General features: G+C 69.3%; 13 protein-coding genes, 1 tRNA gene and 1 pseudogene. 9 read left to right on the plus strand and 6 right to left on the minus strand.

The features are described 5' to 3' along the window. Positions 1–11 precede the first annotated feature (11 nt). Positions 12–2477 carry an endonuclease/exonuclease/phosphatase family protein gene (locus tag LCL61_RS08415; protein WP_340686312.1) on the plus strand — a complete coding sequence of 822 codons (2466 nt, stop codon included), beginning with the start codon at positions 12–14 and terminating at the stop codon, positions 2475–2477. 272 nt (positions 2478–2749) lie between these two features. On the opposite strand, the gene LCL61_RS08420 is transcribed toward LCL61_RS08415, so the two are convergent. The 6 genes from LCL61_RS08420 to LCL61_RS08445 all read right to left on the minus strand — a co-directional run bounded on the left by LCL61_RS08420 (position 2750) and on the right by LCL61_RS08445 (position 7424). Then, positions 2750–3121: a hypothetical protein gene (locus tag LCL61_RS08420; protein ID WP_340686313.1), complete on the minus strand. Its 372-nt coding sequence runs from the start codon at positions 3119–3121 to the stop codon at positions 2750–2752. Next, a complete protein-coding gene (locus LCL61_RS08425; RefSeq protein ID WP_340686314.1) occupies positions 3114–5855 on the minus strand; it encodes an FtsK/SpoIIIE domain-containing protein in 2742 nt (913 codons plus the stop codon). The genes LCL61_RS08420 and LCL61_RS08425 overlap by 8 nt, the downstream gene beginning before the upstream one ends. Before the next feature lie 15 nt (positions 5856–5870). Next, complete coding sequence (locus LCL61_RS08430) at positions 5871–6116, minus strand: hypothetical protein (protein ID WP_016337967.1); 246 nt, start codon at positions 6114–6116, stop codon at positions 5871–5873. A 1-nt stretch (position 6117) separates the two neighbouring features. After that, on the minus strand, positions 6118–6378 hold the full coding sequence (locus tag LCL61_RS08435; RefSeq protein ID WP_005167132.1) for a hypothetical protein: 261 nt from the start codon (positions 6376–6378) through the stop codon (positions 6118–6120). 142 nt (positions 6379–6520) lie between these two features. After that, positions 6521–6605 (minus strand) — tRNA-Ser (locus LCL61_RS08440). Positions 6606–6668: 63 nt separating this feature from the next. Next, on the minus strand, positions 6669–7424 hold the full coding sequence (locus tag LCL61_RS08445; RefSeq protein WP_340686315.1) for a PP2C family protein-serine/threonine phosphatase: 756 nt from the start codon (positions 7422–7424) through the stop codon (positions 6669–6671). A gap of 77 nt (positions 7425–7501) precedes the next feature. On the opposite strand from LCL61_RS08445, the gene LCL61_RS08450 reads away from it, so the two are divergent. The 8 genes and pseudogenes from LCL61_RS08450 (at position 7502) to LCL61_RS08485 (ending at position 19127) form a co-directional block, all read left to right on the plus strand. Beyond that, positions 7502–9154, plus strand: coding sequence for an N-6 DNA methylase (locus LCL61_RS08450; protein ID WP_340686316.1), 1653 nt, complete (start codon positions 7502–7504; stop codon positions 9152–9154). Next, positions 9155–10039 (plus strand): serine/threonine-protein kinase, encoded by an 885-nt coding sequence (locus LCL61_RS08455; RefSeq protein ID WP_340686317.1) that lies wholly within the window; start codon positions 9155–9157, stop codon positions 10037–10039. A gap of 94 nt (positions 10040–10133) precedes the next feature. Then, on the plus strand, positions 10134–10775 hold the full coding sequence (locus tag LCL61_RS08460) for a L,D-transpeptidase (RefSeq protein ID WP_340686318.1): 642 nt from the start codon (positions 10134–10136) through the stop codon (positions 10773–10775). Between the two features lie 122 nt (positions 10776–10897). Beyond that, positions 10898–13720, plus strand: coding sequence for a PQQ-dependent sugar dehydrogenase (locus LCL61_RS08465; protein ID WP_340686319.1), 2823 nt, complete (start codon positions 10898–10900; stop codon positions 13718–13720). An 87-nt stretch (positions 13721–13807) separates the two neighbouring features. After that, positions 13808–16633: a PQQ-dependent sugar dehydrogenase gene (locus LCL61_RS08470; RefSeq protein WP_340686320.1), complete on the plus strand. Its 2826-nt coding sequence runs from the start codon at positions 13808–13810 to the stop codon at positions 16631–16633. A 47-nt stretch (positions 16634–16680) separates the two neighbouring features. Then, a pseudogene (locus LCL61_RS08475) lies at positions 16681–17010 on the plus strand (ABC transporter permease); the annotation flags it as partial. A gap of 6 nt (positions 17011–17016) precedes the next feature. After that, positions 17017–18012: an ABC transporter ATP-binding protein gene (locus LCL61_RS08480; RefSeq protein WP_340686321.1), complete on the plus strand. Its 996-nt coding sequence runs from the start codon at positions 17017–17019 to the stop codon at positions 18010–18012. Next, complete coding sequence (locus LCL61_RS08485; RefSeq protein ID WP_340686322.1) at positions 18009–19127, plus strand: oligopeptide/dipeptide ABC transporter ATP-binding protein; 1119 nt, start codon at positions 18009–18011, stop codon at positions 19125–19127. Before LCL61_RS08480 ends, LCL61_RS08485 begins: the two co-directional genes overlap by 4 nt. Positions 19128–19191: the final 64 nt, after the last annotated feature.

The raw sequence follows: 19191 nt of genomic DNA on the forward strand, positions 1-19191 counted from the left end.
GGGGACTCAGCGTGACCACATCCCGACGTGCCGCCCGGAGACGGGCCCTGACCGCGGCCGTCGCCTCCGGCCTGGTCGTGAGCGGCGTCTCCGCTCCGGCCGCGCTCGCCGCGCCCAGCGCCGACGCCGTGATCGCCGAGGTCTACGGCGGTGGCGGCAATTCGGGCGCCACGCTGACCAACGATTTCGTCGAACTCGCCAACCGCGGCACGGCCGCCGTGAGCCTCGACGGCTTCAGCGTCCAGTACGCGCCCGCGTCGGGGAACAGCTGGCAGGTAACGCCGCTGGCCGGCAGTGTCGCGCCGGGTGCGCGGTACCTCATCGCGCAGGCGAAGGGCTCGGGCGGCACGGTCGCGTTGCCGTCACCGGACGCCACCGGTTCGCTCGCCCTGTCCGCGACCGCGGGCACCATCGCGCTCGTCCAGGGCACCACGGCGCTGACCTGCAAGACGGCCGCCGACTGCGCGGCCGACACCCGGATCAAGGATCTGGTCGGCTTCGGCGCCGCCGCCGTCATCCGCGAGGGTTCCGCGGCGCCGGCGCCGTCCAACACCGCCTCCGTCGCCAGGGGCACGACGCTCGCGGACACCGACGACAACGCCGCGGACTTCACCTCAGGCGCGCCCACCCCGACCAACGGCAAGGGTGAGACGCCGGGCGAGACCGGTCCGCCGCCGGTCGACGCCAAGATCCACGACATCCAGGGCATCACCCGGATCTCGCCGTTCAAGGACCGGAAGGTCGCCGGGGTCACCGGCGTCGTCACCGCGATCCGGAGTTTTGGTTCGGCGCGCGGGTTCTGGATCACCGACACCGCGCCCGACGCCGACCCGCGCACCAGCGAGGGCCTGTTCGTCTTCACCGGCTCGACCACGCCCGCCGTGGCCGTCGGCGACGCGGTGACCGCCGCGGGCACCGTCCGCGAGTTCTACCCGGACGCTCCCGCGACCTCGCCGTACCAGTCGCTCACCGAGCTGACCAGTGCACAATGGACGGTCCAGTCGAGCGGGAACGCCCTGCCCGCCCCGACCGTCGTCTCGCCCGACACGGTCCCGGACACCGTCGCCCCCGCTCCAGGCGGCAGCATCGAGCCGTTGCCGCTGGAGCCCGCGAAGTACTCGCTGGACTTCTGGGAGACGCACGAGAGCGAGATCGTCAGCGTCTCCGACGCGCGCGTCGTCGGCCCGACGTCGTCGTACAACGAGCTTTACGTGACCACCAAGCCGAAGCAGAACCCCAGCGTCCGCGGCGGCGCGGTGTACCTGGACTACGACCGGCTCAACACCGGCGTGCTCAAGGTCGCGTCGCTGATCCCGTTCGCCCAGCAGCCGTTCCCGAAGGTCAACACCGGCGACGTGCTCACCGGCGAGACCTCCGGCCCGGTCGAGTACAGCAACTTCGGCGGCTACACGCTGTTCGCGACGAAGCTGGGCGCCGCCAAGGACAACGGGTTGCAGCGCGAGAGCACCCGTGCGCAGCGCAGTGGTGAGCTTTCCGTGGCGACCTACAACGTCGAGAATCTGTCCGCTATGGACAGTGCGGAGAAGTTCGGCGAGCTGGCCAAGGCCATCGCCGGCAACCTGGCGAAGCCGGACATCCTGAACCTGGAGGAGATCCAGGACAACAACGGGCCGGCGAACGACGGCACCGTCGCCGCGGACCGGACGTTGCAGAAGTTCGTCGACGTGATCGTCGCCGCCGGCGGCCCGCGTTACGAGTGGCGTCAGATCGACCCGGAGAACGGCAAGGACGGCGGCCAGCCGGGCGGCAACATCCGCGTCGGCTTCCTGTTCAACCCGGCGCGGGTGTCCTTTGTGGACCGCAAGGGCGGCGACGCGACCACTCCGGTCGGCGTGGTCAAGGAGCGCGGCAAGACCCACCTCACCGTCTCGCCCGGCCGCGTCGAGCCCGGGAACGAGGCGTGGGAATCCAGCCGCAAGCCGCTGGTCGGCGAGTTCGTCTTCAAGGGCCGCACCGTGTTCGTCATCGCGAACCACTTCAACTCCAAGGGTGGCGACCAGCCGGCCCACGGCCGCAACCAGCCGCCGGTCCGGAGTTCCGAGGTGCAGCGGGCCAAGCAGGCGACCGTGCTCCGCGGCTTCGTCGACAAGCTGCTCACGTCGGACAAGAACGCGAACATCGTGGTCGCCGGTGACATCAACGACTACCCGTTCTCGCCCGCCGTGCAGACGCTGACCGCCGGTGGCGCGCTGAAGGACCTCATCGCGTCGCTGCCCGAGAACGAGCGGTACAGCTACGTTTTCGAGGGGCAGTCGCAGGTGCTGGACCACATCCTGGCGTCGAAGGCGCCGCGCGGGCTCGACTACGACGTCGTCCACCTGAACGCGGAGTTCGCGAAGCAGGCTAGCGACCACGACCCGCAGGTGCTGCGGTTCCGGCCGAGTGCCGGCAACCCGGTCCAGGACGCGTTTTACGACTTGGCGGACTACCTGGAGAAGGTGCTCGGCAAGCTGTAGTGATCCGGCGGTGAGCATACGTGCCGGGGCGCGTAGCCCGCGAAAGTACCTGAAGGCCCCTTCCTTGCGCCTAAGTACAGGAAGGGGCCTTCATGTACCTAGGACCGCGACCGTCGCGGGCAGGGGACGGTCGCGGTGTCAGGAGTCCGTGAAGGCCTCCTTGCCTACCCTGACGGTAGTGAAGGAGGCCTTCACTACGCGGCGGTGGCTCGTGCCCGCCTGGTGGTCGTGTGTGGCGACACCGCCGCCGTGCTCGGGCGTTACTCGCGTGATCAGGAGCGCTTCGCGCGCCAGCCCAGGGAAAGTACCGCCTGCACGAGTTCCTGGTAGCTCGGCTTGACCTCTTCCAGGTACTTCTCCAGGTACCCGGGCCGCGCGGTCGGCACCGGTTTCGGGTCCTCGTCTTCGGGCAGCCACGAGAGCCCTTCGACGTTGTGCTGCGCCATTTTCCACCAGCGCGTGCACCGGTCGACGGCGCGTTGCTCGCGTTCGGCGGCGTCCGCGACGGCCTGGTGCGCCTCGGCGAGCCGGGCCTCCAGTTCGTCCGCGCGGCCGATCTCCCAGTTGCGGAGGTTCTCCGCCGAAGCGCGCGCCAGGCCGACGATCTCCTTGTACCGCATGGCCGCGGTGATGCCGTCATCCATCGAGAAGCCCTTCCGGACGCTGGAACGGGATGATCACCTCGGGGGCGCCGTGGGTGGTGCGGTCGAAGAACAGCGCCCGGCCCGGTCGCGGTGACCAGTGCACGACCTGGCCGGCGGCGAACGGCGACAGTTCGTTGCCCTGGACGTCCAACGCCGCCCAGGTCCCGATGTCGTCCGTGCCCGCGAAACCGAGAGTGTCCTTCAGCCGGGCGATGCTGCGCCACCAGCCGATGGTGTGAACGCCGTGTGTCGGGCCCTGCTTCAGCAGCACCCGCAGCTGATCCAGACCGCTCTTGAGCTGTCCGGGTGCCTTCGCCTCCAGCGCGGGGATCGACGCGTCGACGCCGTACAGCAGCAGAACCTGAGCTTTGTCCAAAGAGGACAGATTTTCCGCGATATCGATTACCCGGGCGGGTAAATCGTCGACAAGGGTGGCCTGGTGTCCCTCCGCGCGCAGCCGCTCGGCGAGTTCGGCCACCGCGGGGACGGACGCTTCGATGGGGCACGAGAGCACGAACTCCACCGACCCGCAGTGATACTGGCGAGCCAGCGATCGAGCGGCGGAGTCCATGATGGACAGTGCTTCCGCGGTGGCCGCGCCGAGGACGGCGACGTTGCGTCCCGGTGCCTTCGGCAGCTCGACCCCGCAGGCGGCCTCGTCGACGTCGATGGACTGGCCGAGCAGCGCCCGCGGCCGATCCGTCGGCTTCAGGTCGGCGAACGCCGGGAACTGTTCCAGCACAGGGGAATGCGCCCCGTCGAACAGCCGGGGCCGCTTGAACGACTCCGCGTACTGCTCCCAGAGCCGGTGCTGCAGTTTGTTGAAGACGTCCTTGGTGCTCGCGTCCGGTACGTGGGCGAGCTGGTTCCCGTGCGCCACCCCGGAATCGTGGTTGATCACCGCGTGCCACTTCGGCGCGGAGACGGCCGCGTTGTTGGTCTCGGCCAGCACGCGCCGCGCCTTCGGCATCGCGATCCGCAGCGTGCACTGCTCGAACACCGCCGGTTTGCCCCAGAAGGCCTCGATCCCGGCGACGTCCTGGCTCGCCAGCACCAGGTGGATGCCCTGAGACCGGCCTCGCCGCGCGATGTCCTCCAGCAGCTGGGTCGCGGTCGCCGTCACGCCGTCGCGGCCGGCGAACAGGTACTGGAATTCGTCGATCACCGCGACGATCCGCGGCCAGTGCCCGCCGGGGTCCTGTTCGCGCAGGTCCGCGAGGTTGGTGACCTCGTGCAGTTTCGCCGCGGCGGACCGGCGGCGCAGCTCGTCGGCGAGGAACCGCAGCAGCGCCAGGCCGAACTCGCGGTCGGTGTTGACGTTGACCCCGATGAGCTTGGCGTGCGGCAGCCAGCTGGCGTCCCGCCGCCCCGGCGCGAGTCCGGCGAACGACACGCCCTCCTTGAAGTCCAGCAGGTACAGCGCGAGCTCGTCCGGCGAGTACCTGGCCGCGAGGCTGCCGAGCAGCGAGTACAGGAAGTTCGTCTTACCCGAACCGCTCGGACCGCCGATGAGCACGTGCGGGCTGGCGTCACCGATGACGACCTCCACCGGCTCGCCCTCGAAGAACCCGACCGGTGCCCGCAGCTCGCGCGCCGAGCTCTCCTTGCCCAGCTCGGTCGGCAGGAGGTCGGTGAACGCGCGGGGCCCGCCCTGTTTGGCGATCAGCGCCTCGGCGATCCGCCCGGCGGCGCGGATGACCTGCCCGGACGGCATCGGCGGGTCGAGGTCGACGACCAGGTCGGGGCCGGTCATGCTGCTCTTCGCGCGCCGCTCGTCGTGCAGGCTCAGCGATTCGACCGACGTCGACAGCATGGTCGGCACGTCGATCAGGATCAGGCAGATCCCGGCCGCGAGCGCCCCGGTGGCGACTCGTTTCAGTTCGCGGGCGCGCTCCGGTTCGAGGGTCTCGCCGTTGCCGTACAGCACCGCGACGCGGAACGGTTCGACGCGCTGGCCGCTCGCCCGCCGGATCTCCCTCAGCGACGTGTGCCCCGCCTGCATCCCGGTCGCGTGGATGCGGCGGATGTGGCCCGCCAGCTCGTCGAGGAGGTCTTCGAGCCGTCCCGGGTCGTACAGCGTGAGCGCGCTCGTGCGGCTCAGCGGGTACAGGTCGGGAAGGATCGCGGTCAGCTGCCCGACATCCCACAGGTGGACGCGCACCGCGCCGGGTTCGAACGTGCTCAGGATCCGCATCAGCAGGTTCTGCACGATGCCGTCCACCGCGGCCCTGGTCTTGGGCGCCGACGTGATGGACAGGTGCGACTCGTCGAGCAGGGGAACCGCGACGTCGAACGTGCGCGGGACGTCCTTGCCCGAAACGGTCGCCGAGCCGACGCGCCACAGTCCCGGCGCGGTGATGCCGGGGTTCCCGCCGACGCGGCCGAGCCAGTTGCCCGGCGGCTGGCTCGCGGGCCCCGGCGCGTTGTGCGCGACGAGTTCGCGCAGGGCGTTCGGGCCCGCTTCCCAGTCCGCGTAGAACTGGCCGCGCACGCTGCCGAGCAGGCCGAACACCTCGTTCGCGGCGGGATGCCGGGACCATTCGGCGTGCTGCTCCGAGGTGGAGTTGTTCATCCCCACCCGGACTATGTGCTGTTCCAGTTCCAGTTTGGCCAGCTCCGCCTCGGCGGCCTGGCGGGCACCGGCGGCGGCGCCGAGGACGAGGCCGATCTGGTGCCGGACCCGCTCCAGCGCCGTAACGACGCGGTTGCGCTGTTCACTCGCTTTGCTGCCCATACCGGCTCGCCGATCTCAGAGGCGGGATTGGTAACCGCTGACCAGGTCGTCAGCGGCGGAAAGGCGCGTCAGGAGGTTTTCCATTCCCTCGTCGGCCTGCGCCAGCTGCGGCGGCACCCAGGGCACGGCTTGGGCCTGGGGTTCCACTATGGCGCGCCGGGACTCTTCGAGCAGGCTTCTGGCCCGCTCGGCGTGGGCGCGTCCGTCGGCGAGGCCGGTTTGGACCGCCGTCAGCAGCTGGTGCAGCTCCTCGAGGTACATGTCAGAGACGGGTCGAGTACGACTCGGCCGACGAGATGCCCGCCTGGATGGTGCTCTGCATGCCGGTGATGCCCTGCAGGGCCTCGGCGAGGAGCCCGTGTGCCTGGCTCACCTCGTGCTGGGTGCTGCCCTGGGTGGCCTGGGAAAGCGAAAGCTGGGCTTCTTCGAGAGACTGCGCTGCCTGCTGAAGTGCGGCGATGCTCGCGGATGCCTTCTCGTTCGCGAGCGCGATACCAGCGCGGATCTCTTCGACTCCGGCCATTTTGGCGGACTCCCTTGGAACGTCGGGGGGCTGGAACGACCACTATTAAACTTAGCGTGATCAACTGACTCTGTTAAGTGAAGGTCCTGCTAAGTAATCAACAAGGCCCCGGACGTCGGAACGTCCGGGGCCTTGCTGACGGCGGAGGATACAGGATTCGAACCTGCGAGGGCGTGAACCCAACACGCTTTCCAAGCGTGCGCCTTAGGCCGCTCGGCCAATCCTCCGTGGAGAACTTTACCGGATGCCCTTTCGCCCCCGCGAAGGCGGGTCTGACCTGCGTTTGCGGCTCAAGTGGGCGCGGGGACGGTGGTGTCGACAACGTCGGCCACGACGCAGGTGATGTTGTCCGGTCCGCCGCCTTCGTTGGCCAGGTCGATCAGCCTCGGGACGGTCTCGGCGGGATCTTGGAAGGCCCCCAGGACGTCCTTGATAACGGTTTCGACAACCGTTGCCGTTAACCCGTCCGAGCACAGCAGGAGACGGTCTCCGGGCGCGGCGTCGAAGGTCCAGATGTCCGCTTCGCCGCTGCCGGTGCTCAAGAGCGCCTTCATCAACAGCGAGCCGCGAGGGTGTCCCTCGACCTCCGACGGGTCGATGCGCCCGTCGTCCGCGAGGGCCTGCGCGAGCGTGTGATCGCGGGTGAAGCGCTGAAGCGTGCCGCCGCGGAGGAGGTAGCCCTTCGAGTCGCCGATGTGGGCGGCGGTGAAGTGAGAGCCGTCGAACAGCACTGTCGTCAGGGTGGTGCCCATGCCCCGCGTCTCGGGCTCCTGCTCTGCCGTCGCGGCGAGCCGGTCGTCGATGGCTCGAAGGCCGCCGGAGAGTACCTCGACCAGGTCGACGTCCGCGAGGTCGAAGCCGCGGAGGTCCTTGTCGAGCCGGGACAGGACACCCACCGCCTCGGCGCTGGCCACCTCGCCGTGCGGCTGGCCGCCGATGCCGTCGGCGACGGCCAGCATCCTGGTGCTGGCGTAGACCGAGTCCTGGTTGACCTGGCGCCGCCGTCCGACGTCCGAGCCGGCGGCGTACCGAAGGGTGTACCTCATGGATCCCAGTAAAGCAGCTGTGTACTGAGTTCACAAACAAAGGGTTGGAATAGTCGGCTGTCGGTTACGATGCGGCGATGGAGGAGCAAGCCACCGTCACCGCGGCGGACATCGCGCGGATCGCCGGCGTCGGCCGCGCCGCCGTCAGCAACTGGCGCCGACGTTACGGCGATTTTCCGCCGCCTGTCGGCGGGACGGCGTCGAGCCCCTTCTTTTCCCTGGTCGCCGTCGAAAAGTGGCTGCGTGAGCGGGGGAAGCCGGTCGAGATCTCGCTCGGGGACCGGATCTGGCAGCGGCTACGGAACCTCGGCGACGACCTGGCGCTCGGCGACCGGGTCGGCAGGGTGGGGTCGTACCTTTCGCGGCGGCATGCGTGGACCTTTTCGCCGCGTTACGACGACGCCGAGCTGCTCGAACTGCTGGACCGGTTCGCCGCCGAGCGAGGCGCGCGCGAGGCCTACGAGTTCCTGTGCGAACGCTACGTCGAGGCGCACTCCCGGCAGCTGTCCGTCACCGCGGGACCGGTGGCCGCGTTGATGTCCCGGCTCATCGGTCCCGCACCCGGCGTGGTGCTCGACCCCGCGTGCGGACTCGGGACGCTGCTGCTCGCCTCCGGCGGGACCCGGCTGCTCGGCCAGGTCGACGATCCGGCGACCTCGTGCATCGCGGCGCACCGGCTGCTGCTCGCGGGCGCGGACATGGAGATGTACGGGGCGGACGCCCTGTCGATGGACTCCTACGAGGGGGTTCTCGCGGACACCGTCGTCTGCGATCCGCCGTTCAACGAACGGGAATGGGGCTACGACGAACTCGTCGGCGACCCACGCTGGGTGTACGGCCAGCCGCCGCGCGGCGAGCCGGAACTGGCCTGGGTGCAGCACTGTCTCGCGCATGTGAAACCCGGCGGGCTGGTCGCGATCCGCATGCCGCCCGCCGCCGCCGGACGCCGCACCGGACGGCGGATCCGCGGGAATTTGCTGCGGGCCGGGGCTTTGCGTGCCGTGGTCACGGTCGGCGGGGCGGATCTCTGGCTGCTGCGGCGGCCGGAGCCCGGGGAGCGGCCGCCGTCCAGGGTGCTCCTGCTGGCCGATCCGTCCACTGTGGAGGAACAGTGGCGGGAGCACCTGCGCGGCGCCGAGGTGCCGGGCGCGGTGCGGATCATCGATCTGCTCGACGAGGAGATCGACCTTTCCCCCGCGCGGTACCAGGATCGGGACGAACACGCGGGCGAGGCCTTCCTCGAAGTCCGAAGGTGTTTCGAGGCGATCCGGCCGGAACTGCCGTCGCTGGCGGTCTCCGACGAGAAGCCCTCGTTCGTCACGATCGGCGAGCTGCTGAAGTCCGGCGTGCTCACCGTGCCGGAATCGGTGGAAGAAGGCGACGTCGTCGCGTCGCCCTCCGTGCCCGCTCATGTCCACAGTGGAGAGACGGTCGCGGCCGAGCCGACGATGTCGAGGTACCGCACCGATCCCGAACGGCTGGACGCCGCGTTCCTCGCCGGATGCCTGCGCGCGGCGGGGCAGATCGCCCCGACCTCCTCGACCAGGATCGACCTCAAGCGCACCCGGATCCCGCGCCTGCCGATCGAAGCGCAGCGCGCCCACGGGGAGGCGTTCACCCGGCTCGCCGCCTTCGAGGCCGCCTTGCGCGAGGCGGCGGAATCGGGCCTGGAACTGGTGAGGCTAGGCTTGACGGGACTGACTGAGGGCCAGCTCAAGCCGGAGAACTAGGTGCTGATCGCGGACCGTTACGAACTCGACGAGCTGCCGCTCGGCAGGGGTGGGATGGGCGCGGTCTACGCCGGCCACGACCGGCATCTCGGCCGCCGCGTGGCGGTGAAGTTCCTCGGGCTTCCCGGCGGTCCCGACGCCGAACTCGAACAGCGGTTCATCCGCGAGGCGCGGATCCTCGCGACCCTGGAACACGCGGGCGCGCCGACGCTGTACGACTTCGGCACCTACGACGAGCGGTTGTACCAGGTCATGCAGTTCATCGAAGGCGTGACCGTCGCCGATCTCGCCGCCGAACACGGCCCGCTGCCGGTGCCGTGGGCGGCCGCGATCGCCGCGCAGGCCTGCGCCGTGCTGTCCGCCGCGCACGCGTTGTCCATCTGCCACCGCGATCTCAAACCCACCAACCTGATGCTGTGCCCCGACGGCAGCGTGAAGGTGCTCGACTTCGGCCTCGCGATGCTGCGCGAGACCGACGTCGCCCAGTTCACCCGCGCCGGGCAGATCCTGGGCACCCCCGCGTACATGGCGCCCGAGCAGATCCAGCGGGGAATCGCCGGACCGCGCAGCGACCTGTACGCGCTGGGCTGCGTACTGCACGAAATGCTGACCGGCAGGCAGCTGTTCACCGGGCCCACGGCGTACGCGGTGTTCGAGAAACAGGTCAAGGAGAGCCCGGCCGAAGTGGACGGTGCCCCGCGTGGACTGAACGACCTGCTCGCGGACCTCCTGGAGAAGAACCCGGAACGGCGTCCCGTGGACGCGAACGAACTGTTCGGCAGGCTGGCCGGGTTCGCGCGGGAGCTGCCGCCGCTGCCCGGATATCTGGACGAAGGCGCCAATCCGGGCCGGATGTACGCGCGGGTCGTCGGCCGCGTGCCCTGAGACGTGATCGTGACCTTCCGATCAACAACCCCGGACGGGTGAGCTCCGTCTTTACCCATGTCGGACGGACTACGGGCAAACGGGGGTACGGGTCGTGAAGAAGTTCCTGGTTGGGGTGACCGCACTGGCCACCGCGCTGGTGTTGACCGCGTGTTCCGGCGACGCGGGCGGCGGCGCGCCCGGCGGCGGGGCCGTCGCTCAGGGCGACCCGGCGGGCGGGACCACGACCACGTCCGCGCCTGCCACGTCTTCGCCGACGCCGACGCCGACGCCGAGCAGCTCCAGTTCCACGCCGAAGCCGACGACTTCGAAGCCCAAGCCGACGCCGAAACCCACGCCGAAGCCGGCGCCCAAGCCCGCCGCGAACGCCGCCGACGTTCCCTGCAAGGCCGCGCTGGCCTCGCCGGGCGTGAGCGCCTGCGTGGACCTTTCCGCGCTGAAGACGTGGCTGCTGCAGGACGGCAAGGTCGTCTACGGCCCCGTCAAGCAGCTGCCCGGCAAGAAGGGGTACGCCACGCCGACGGGCGTCTTCCACGTTTCGGCCAAGGTCAAGAACTACCACTCGAAGCAGTTCGACGCGCCGATGCCGAACTCCGTGTTCTTCCTGCCGGGTATCGCTTTCCACACGGGCAGCCTCTCGGTGTACTCGCACGGCTGCATCCACCTGTCGGCGGCGGCTTCGCAGAAGTACTTCACGATGCTGCAGAAGGGTGGCGTCGTACAGGTCGTGGCCTGACCGCTCCACCGCGTGACGATCATTTCGGTTCGATTGCTTTGACATAAACGAAAGCCCCTGAGGGCAATGACTTCCCCGCCTCCGGCGACGTGTCATGACACGCCGGAAATGGGGAAGCGCCGATGAAGCCGAGCAGGGCACTCACTCGCATACTTGTCGCACTGTCGGTTTCAATCCTTCTTCTCCCGGGCTGGGTGGGCGCACCGGAAGCGACCGCGGCGCCCACCCTGCCCTCCGGTTTCGTCCTGCGTGACCAGCCGAGCGGTCAAGCCGCGTTCGACCTGACCGATTTCGCTTATCTGCCGGACGGTTCGGTGCTCAGCACCGGCAAGAGCGGCAAGCTCGCCTGGGTGCCCGCCGTCGGTCCGGCGCGGACGATCGCGAACCTTCCCGTCCACGATGACGGGGACCTCGGTCTCGTCGGGCTGGCCGTCGCGCCGGATTTCGCCACCTCGCGCCAGATCTACCTCACGTGGTCGTTCGACACGGGCGGCGGCGCGTTCACCATGCGGGTGGCGCGCTGGACGGTGACCGGCACGGACGTCCCCACGGGTCTCGCGAACGAACGAGTGCTCGTCGACCTTCCCGGGTTCCACGACGTCCACGGCATCAGCGGGCTCGTCGCGGCACCCGACGGGACCTTGTGGATCTCCATCGGCGACGCCGCCGACTTCACCAGGATGGACCCCGGCGCGCTGCGCTCGCTCGACCTCGATCAGCTCTACGGCAAGATCCTGCACGTCACCCCGGACGGCGCCGGCGTCCCCGGCAATCCGTACTACTCCGCCGCCGCGCCGAACGCCAATCGGTCCAAGGTCTTCTCCAGCGGTTACCGCAGCCCGTTCCGGTTTTCCCTGGACCCGCGGCTCGGCCTTCCTGTCGTCGGGGACGTCGGCTGGAACACCTGGGAAGAGGTGGACGTCGTGCGACCGGGGGCGAACCACGCCTGGCCCTGCTGGGAAGGAAACGCCCCCACGCCGGGGTATTCCGGCCTCGCGGGTTGCGCGGGAGTGGTCAACACGCCGCCGGTCACCGCGTACCACCACGGTTCCGGTGCCGACGAAGGGAACAGCGTCACCGCGGGGATCGTCTACAGTGGATCGTCCTATCCGGACGAATACCGGGGCGCGTTCTTCTTCGGGGACTACGTCACGCAGAAGATCTGGACGATGACGTACGACAGCCAGGGCAGGCTCGTCCGCGCGCCCGAGCGGCCGCCGAAGTTCACCGGCGTCGGCGGGCCGGTCAAGTTCGCGGCCGCGGCCAACGGCGACATCGTCTTCGCCGACATCCACACCGGGAACCTGCGTCGGCTCAGCTATCCGGGGACGAACGCGGAGCCGGTCGCGGTGGCGGCGTCGAACACCGAGCCGTCGACGAGGACGGTGACCTTCGACGGCGCCGGCTCCTACGATTTCGACGGCGATCCGCTGACGTACCACTGGGATTTCGGCGACGGCACGAGCCAGACCGGTGTCCGCGTGACCCATTCCTACGGCGCCGAGGTCGAGCGGGCGACAGCGCGCCTCACCGTCACCGATCGGCTCGGCGCGTCCGCGAGCGCCGACGTCGTCGTGGTGCCGGGCAACCATTCGCCGGAACTCGCGATGACGGATCCCGGTTCGCGGACGTTCGCCGTCGGGGAACCGGTCGGCGCCGAGGTGACGGCCACCGACGCCGAGGACGGTGCGCTGCCGGTCGCGTGGACGACGCTGATCCGCCATTGCCCGGAGGAGGCGACCTGCCACGCGCATCCCGGTTCGCCGGGCGGCGGGCCGGTTTTCACCGTGCCCTTCACCGATCACCAGGACTCCCGCGTCGAGATCACCGCGACGGTGACCGACAGCGCCGGGGTGACGGCGAGCAGGACCTACGTCGCGATGCCACGTGAGCACCGGTTGACCCTGACCTCCACCGTCCCCGCGGCGCTGAGCATCCCGGCGGAGGGCGGGGTCAACACCGCGATGGTGACCGAGGGCGCGACGTTCGAGGTCGTGGCGGAGGAGGTCGCCGCGGACGGCGTTTCGACGTTCGCGAACTGGTCCGACGGGCGGACCACACGCACGGTGACCGTCACCGCCCCAGCGGGCGACCTGACCCTGACCGCGAACTACCTCACCCCGATCGACCGGCGCTACCAGGCGGAACCCGCGCTGCGGCAACGGCTCGGCGTGCCCGTCGGGCCGGAGGTCACCGACGGGCCCGTGCGCTACCGGCCGTACACGAACGGCAGGCTCTACTGGAGCGCCGAGACCGGTGTGAAGCAGATGGAGGGCCAGATCCTGGCGAGGTACCTCGCGCTGGGCGGGCACCGGATGTTCGGGCCGCCCGCGACCGACGAGACCGCCACGCCGGACGGCGTCGGCCGGTACAACCACTTCCCGCACCGGCCTGGTCCGATGCAGTCGTCGATCTACTGGACCCCGTCGACCGGCGCGCACGCGGTGTACGGGCGGATCCGGGTCAAGTGGGCGGCGCTCGGCTGGGAGCGCGGGCCGCTGGGTTACCCGGCCACCGACGAGACGGGCACACCGGACGGCGTCGGCCGCTACAACCACTTCAGCAAGAAGGCGTCGATCTACTACACCCCGCAGACGGACGCGCGCGCGATCTGGGGCCGCATCCGCGTCCGGTGGGAGGCGCTGGACTGGGAGCGCGGACCGATGGGATACCCGGCCACCGACGAGACGAGCACCCCCGACGGCGTCGGCCGGTACAACCACTTCACGAAGGCCGGCTCGATCTACTGGACGATGGCCACCGACTCGCACGCCGTCTACGGGGCGATCCGGCAGCGCTGGGCCGCGCTCGGCTGGGAGCGGTCGTACCTGCGTTACCCGACGACGGACGAGTTCGGCATCCCCATCGGACGGCAGAACAGCTTCCAGGGCGGCTACGTCACCTGGAACCGGACCACGGGCCAGGTGATCGACCGACGGTGGTGATCACAGTTCGGTCAAGCCACTCGAAAGTGTGAAATGTCCGCGTGAGCCCCGTCGATGAGACGTTCGACTGGGGAAAGGGGCCCTTGCATGCCTTCGAGATTCCGTGCGCTCTGTCACGCCGTCGTGACGGTGCTACTGGCGACCTTGCTGGTGCCGTTGACGTCCACTTCGGCGTCCGCGGCGGCCACGTTGCCGCCCGGCTTCGTCCTGCGTGACCAGCAGAGCGGGCAGGCTCCGTACGACCTGACCGACTTCGCCTACCTGCCCGACGGCTCGATCCTGACCACGGGGAAGGCGGGCAAGATCGCCTGGATCTCCACCACCGGGCAGATCCGGGAGATCGCGAACCTGACCGACGTCCGGACCTCCGGCGACCTGGGCCTGACCGGTATCGCGATCGCGCCCGACTTCGCGACTTCGCGCAAGATCTACACCGCCCGCGCGGTGAGCCAGGCCAGTGGCGGCTTCCTGCTGAGGGCGTCGAGCTGGACGGTGTCCGGCACCACGGAGCCGACCGGTTTGACCGGGGAGAAGATCCTCATCGAAAGCCCCGGCAACACCGACGTCCACGGCATCACCGGTGTCGTGGCCGCCCCCGACGGCACGGTGTGGGTCTCGACCGGCGACAGCGCCCGCTTCCAGGGTGCGGCGGACCCGTTCGCGCTCAACGTGTACGACCTCGACAAGATCTTCGGCAAGATCTTCCACATCACCACCGACGGCGCCGGTGTGCCGGACAACCCGTACTACACCGCCGCAAGCCCGACCTCGATGCGCTCCAAGGTGTTCGCCAGCGGTTTCCGCAGCCCGTTCCGGTTCAGCATCGACGCCAGCACCGGTCTGCCGGTGGTCGGCGACGTCGGCTGGGGCACCTGGGAAGAGGTCAACTTCGTCCAGAAGGGCGCGAACCACGGTTGGCCGTGCTTCGAGGCCAACCGGCCGTCCGACGGTTTCTCCGCGATGCCGCAGTGCGCTTCGGTCGTGAACACCCCGCCGATGCTGGCGATACTGCACGGCCAGGGCCCCGACAACGGCAACAGCGTCACCGGCGGCATTGTCTACAATGGAGAGTCGTACCCGGAGGAATACCGGGGTGCGTACTTCTTCGGCGACTACGCCACGCAGAAGCTGTGGACGGCCAAGTACGACACACAGGGCCGGGTCGTCCGCCCGCAGGAGACGCCGCCGAAGTTCACCGGTATCGGCGGTCCGGTCAAATTCGCCGCCGCGGCCAACGGCGACATCGTCTACGCGGACATCTACACCGGCCTGTTGCGGCGGCTCAGCTACACCACCGGGAACAAGGCACCGGTCGCGGTCGCCACTTCCGAGACGAACCCCGAAACCCGCACGGTCTCCTTCGACGGCAGCGGTTCGTACGACTTCGACGGTGACCAGCTGACCTACGCGTGGGACTTCGGCGACGGCACCACCGGCACCGGGGCGAAGGTCAGCCACACCTACGCGGCCGGGACCGAGAAGTTCACCGCCAAACTGACGGTGAGGGACGGCCTGCAGGCGTCCGGGAGCACGGATATCGCCGTGGCACCCGGGAACCACTCGCCGAAGCTGACCATGACCGACCCGGGCGGCAGCCTGTTCGCGGTCGGCGAGGAGGTCAAGGTCGGTGCGACCGTGACCGACACCGAGGACGGCGCACTCCCGGTCACCTGGACCACCCTGGTCCGGCATTGCCCGGAGAACGCGGTCTGCCACGCGCATCCGGCCGAAAGCGGCACCGGCCCCGAGTTCGCCATGCCGTTCACCGACCACACGGACTCCAACCTGGAGTTCACCGCGTCGGCGACCGACAGCGCCGGGGTCACGGTCTCGAAGACCTATGTCGCGAAGCCTCGCGAACACCGCCTGACCCTGACCGGCAACGTCGCCGCGGCGCTCGGCATCACGCCGGAAGGCGGGGCCGCTTCGGCGATGGTGGTCGAAGGCGCGACCGTGGAGATCCAGGCGGCCGAGATCGCCGCGGACGGCGCGTCGACCTTCACCGGCTGGTCCACCGGGGCCACCGAGCGGTTGACCAGCATCACCATGGGCGCCGCCGACCAGACGATCACGGCGAACTACATCACCCCGATCGACAAGCGCTACCGCGACGAACCCGCGCTGGCGCAACGACTCGGCGCGCCGACCGCGCCCGAGGCCGTCGACGGCACGGTCCGCTTCCGCACCTACGAGCGCGGACGGCTGTACTGGTCGAAGGACACGGGCGTGAAGCAGATCGAGGGCGAGATCCTCAAGAAGTACCTCGCCGCCGGCGGGCACGTGAAGTTCGGTCCGCCCGCGACCGACGAACAGTCCACTCCGGACGGTGTCGGCCGGTACAACCACTTCCCGCCGTGGCCCGGCGTCCTGCAGGCGTCGATCTACTACACCGGCGAAACCGGGGCGCACACGATCTACGGCAGGATCCGGCAGAAGTGGGCCGCGCTCGACTGGGAGAAGGGGCCCCTCGGGTACCCGTCGACCGACGAGACCGCGACCCCGGACGGCACGGGCTGGTACAACCACTTCAGCAAGAAGGCGTCGATCTATTGGACGCCACAGACCGACGCCAAGGCGATCTGGGGACGTAACCGCGTGAAGTGGGAGGAACTCGACTGGGAGAAGGGACCCCTCGGGTACCCGTCGACCGACGAGACCGCGACCCCCGACGGCGTCGGCCGCTACAACCACTTCACCAAGGGCGCCTCGGTCTACTGGACGGCGCAGACCGACTCGCACGCGATCTACGGCGCGATCCGGTTGCGCTGGGAAGCCCTCGGGTGGGAGAAGTCCTACCTGAGGTACCCGACGACGGACGAGTTCTCCGTCTCCGGTGGACGGCAGAACAACTTCCAGGGCGGGTATGTGTTCTGGAACGGCACCACCGGCGCGGTGACCGACCGCCGCTGGTGATCTCGCGTGAAGGCCCCCTTCCCTCGGCTCAGCCGAGGGAAGAGATCGNCGCGGCGACGTCGCTCGGCGTCAAACGCGGGGCGATCGTGTTGCGGCATATGCTGCCCAACTCGCTCGGCCCGGTCATCGTGCAGGCCACGCTGACCCTGGCGACCGCGATCCTCGAGGCGGCGGCGCTGTCGTTCCTCGGTCTCGGCGATCCGGACCCGAACCGGGCGGAATGGGGCATCATGCTGAGCCGCAGCGCTCGGCAGTTCCTCGACATCCGCCCCGAGCTGGCGTACTACCCGGCGATCGCGATCATCATCGTCGCGCTCGGGTTCACGCTGCTCGGCGAGTCCCTGCGGGAAGCCCTCGATCCGAAGAACAGGCGGTGATTTCTGATGGCACTCCTCGAAGTACGCGACCTCAAGGTCGTTTTCCAGCGACGCGGCGAGAAGCCGTTCACCGCGGTGGACGAGGTCAGTTTCGACGTCGAACCCGGCCAGACGGTCGGTCTCGTCGGTGAGTCCGGTTGCGGCAAGTCCGTGACCTCGCTGGCGATCATGCGGCTGCTCGCGAAACGCGGCAACCAGGTCAGCGGTTCGGTGTCGTTCGAAGGCACGGATCTGCTTCGCCTGTCGGACAAGGAAATGCGGGACCGCCGCGGCCGTGACCTCGGCATGGTGTTCCAGGATCCGCTGTCCTCGCTGAACCCGGTCATCCCGATCGGCCTGCAGATCACCGAGGTGCTGGAGCGGCACCGCGGGATGGCGCGCAAGGCGGCGTCGGTGGAGGCGGCGGAGCTGCTGGACAAGGTCGGCATCCCCGACCCGACGCGGCGGCTTTCCGAGTACCCGCACCAGCTGTCCGGCGGGATGCGGCAGCGTGCGCTGATCGCGATCGCGCTGGCGTGCCGTCCGCGGCTGCTCATCGCCGACGAGCCGACCACCGCGCTCGACGTGACGATCCAGGCGCAGATCCTCGCGCTGCTGCGGGAACTGGTGCAGGACACCGGGACCGCGCTGATCATGATCACGCACGACCTCGGTGTCGTCGCCGGTCTCTGCGACGAGGTCAACGTGCTCTACGGCGGCAAGATCGTCGAGCGGGCGGAGCGGCACTCGCTGTTCGCCGAGCCTCGGCACCCGTACACGCACGGCCTGCTCGCCTCGATCCCGCGGCTCGACGCGGGCCGCGGCGAGAAACTGATCCCCATCAAGGGATCCGTCGCCGACAACATCCCGTGGGACGGCGGCTGCGCCTTCGCGCCCCGCTGCCCGAACGCTCTCGGCGTGTGCCGGGAGGTTTCACCGCAGCTGACCCCCGATCGCGGTGGACTGCTGCGCTGCCACAACCCGGTGATCCCGGCCGTGGCCGCACGAGGAGGGGTCCGATGACGCACGCGGTACCGGAGCAGGAAGTACTGCTCGAGGTCAACGACCTCAAGGTGCACTTCCCGATCAAACGCGGCATCGTGATCGACCGGACGGTCGGGTACGTGTACGCCGTGGACGGCGTCGATCTGGCCATCCGCAGGGGTGAGACCTACGGTCTGGTCGGGGAATCCGGCTGCGGAAAGTCCACTTTGGGCAGGGCGATCCTCCGGCTGACCGAACTGACGAACGGCAACGTCGTCTTCGACGGCACCGACGTCGCGGGCCTCAATGGCGAGGACCTGCGCAAGGCCCGCCGCCGGATGCAGATGGTCTTCCAGGACCCGATGTCCTCTTTGGACCCTCGGCAGTCGGTGGAATCCATTCTGACCGAAGGAATGAAGGCGCACGGCCTCGCCAAGGACAAGGATGCGACGGCCAAGCGGCTGCGCGAACTCCTCGCCGCCGTCGGTCTTCCGGAGTCCTCGCTGCGGAAGTACCCGCACGAGTTCTCGGGCGGCCAGCGTCAGCGCATCGGGATCGCGCGGGCGCTCGCGGTCGAGCCGGACCTGATCGTCGCCGACGAGCCGGTGTCCGCGCTGGACGTCTCGGTGCAGGCGCAGGTGGTCAACCTCCTGGAGGACCTGCAGGAGAAGCTCGGGCTCACGTACCTGGTGATCGCGCACGACCTCGCGGTGGTGCGGCATATCTCCGACCGGATCGGCGTGATGTACCTCGGCTCGCTGGTCGAAGAGGCCGACGCCGACACGCTGTACGAGAACCCGCTGCACCCGTACACGCGGGCGCTGCTTTCGGCGATCCCCGTGCCGGACCCGACGGTGGAGGACAGCCGCGAGCAGATCCTGCTCGCCGGTGACCTGCCCTCGCCGGCGCGGCCGCCGTCCGGCTGCCGGTTCCACACGCGGTGCCCGTGGAGGCAGCAGAGCCTGTGCGACACCGACCGCCCGCAGTTGCGGGAGATCGGCGCCGGGCACCGGGTCGCCTGCCACTACGCGGAGGACATCCGCGACGGGCGGATCAAACCGCACGAGGTCAAGGCGGAACTCGTCGGAGCCGGGGAGCTGAACCCCGACGTCGGCGGGCTGCCGGACGTCGGCTCGGCGGCCGAGATCCTCTAGCCCGAACGCGCGTGAAGGCCCCTTTCCCTCGGCTCAGCCGAGGGAAAGGAACGCGTGGTGCAAA

This window comes from Amycolatopsis coloradensis (assembly GCF_037997115.1).
Classification (GTDB): Bacteria; Actinomycetota; Actinomycetes; order Mycobacteriales; family Pseudonocardiaceae; genus Amycolatopsis; species Amycolatopsis coloradensis_A.

Bases quoted from the DNA above. Each gene is read 5' to 3' on its own strand.
- LCL61_RS08420 (WP_340686313.1), bottom strand. From the start codon at position 3,121: ATGGATGACGGCATCACCGCGGCCATGCGGTACAAGGAGATCGTCGGC.
- LCL61_RS08425 (WP_340686314.1), bottom strand. From the start codon at position 5,855: ATGGGCAGCAAAGCGAGTGAACAGCGCAACCGCGTCGTTACGGCGCTG.
- LCL61_RS08430 (WP_016337967.1), bottom strand. From the start codon at position 6,116: ATGTACCTCGAGGAGCTGCACCAGCTGCTGACGGCGGTCCAAACCGGC.
- LCL61_RS08435 (WP_005167132.1), bottom strand. From the start codon at position 6,378: ATGGCCGGAGTCGAAGAGATCCGCGCTGGTATCGCGCTCGCGAACGAG.
- LCL61_RS08445 (WP_340686315.1), bottom strand. From the start codon at position 7,424: ATGAGGTACACCCTTCGGTACGCCGCCGGCTCGGACGTCGGACGGCGG.
- LCL61_RS08450 (WP_340686316.1), top strand. From the start codon at position 7,502: ATGGAGGAGCAAGCCACCGTCACCGCGGCGGACATCGCGCGGATCGCC.
- LCL61_RS08465 (WP_340686319.1), top strand. From the start codon at position 10,898: ATGAAGCCGAGCAGGGCACTCACTCGCATACTTGTCGCACTGTCGGTT.
- LCL61_RS08470 (WP_340686320.1), top strand. From the start codon at position 13,808: ATGCCTTCGAGATTCCGTGCGCTCTGTCACGCCGTCGTGACGGTGCTA.
- LCL61_RS08480 (WP_340686321.1), top strand. From the start codon at position 17,017: ATGGCACTCCTCGAAGTACGCGACCTCAAGGTCGTTTTCCAGCGACGC.
- LCL61_RS08485 (WP_340686322.1), top strand. From the start codon at position 18,009: ATGACGCACGCGGTACCGGAGCAGGAAGTACTGCTCGAGGTCAACGAC.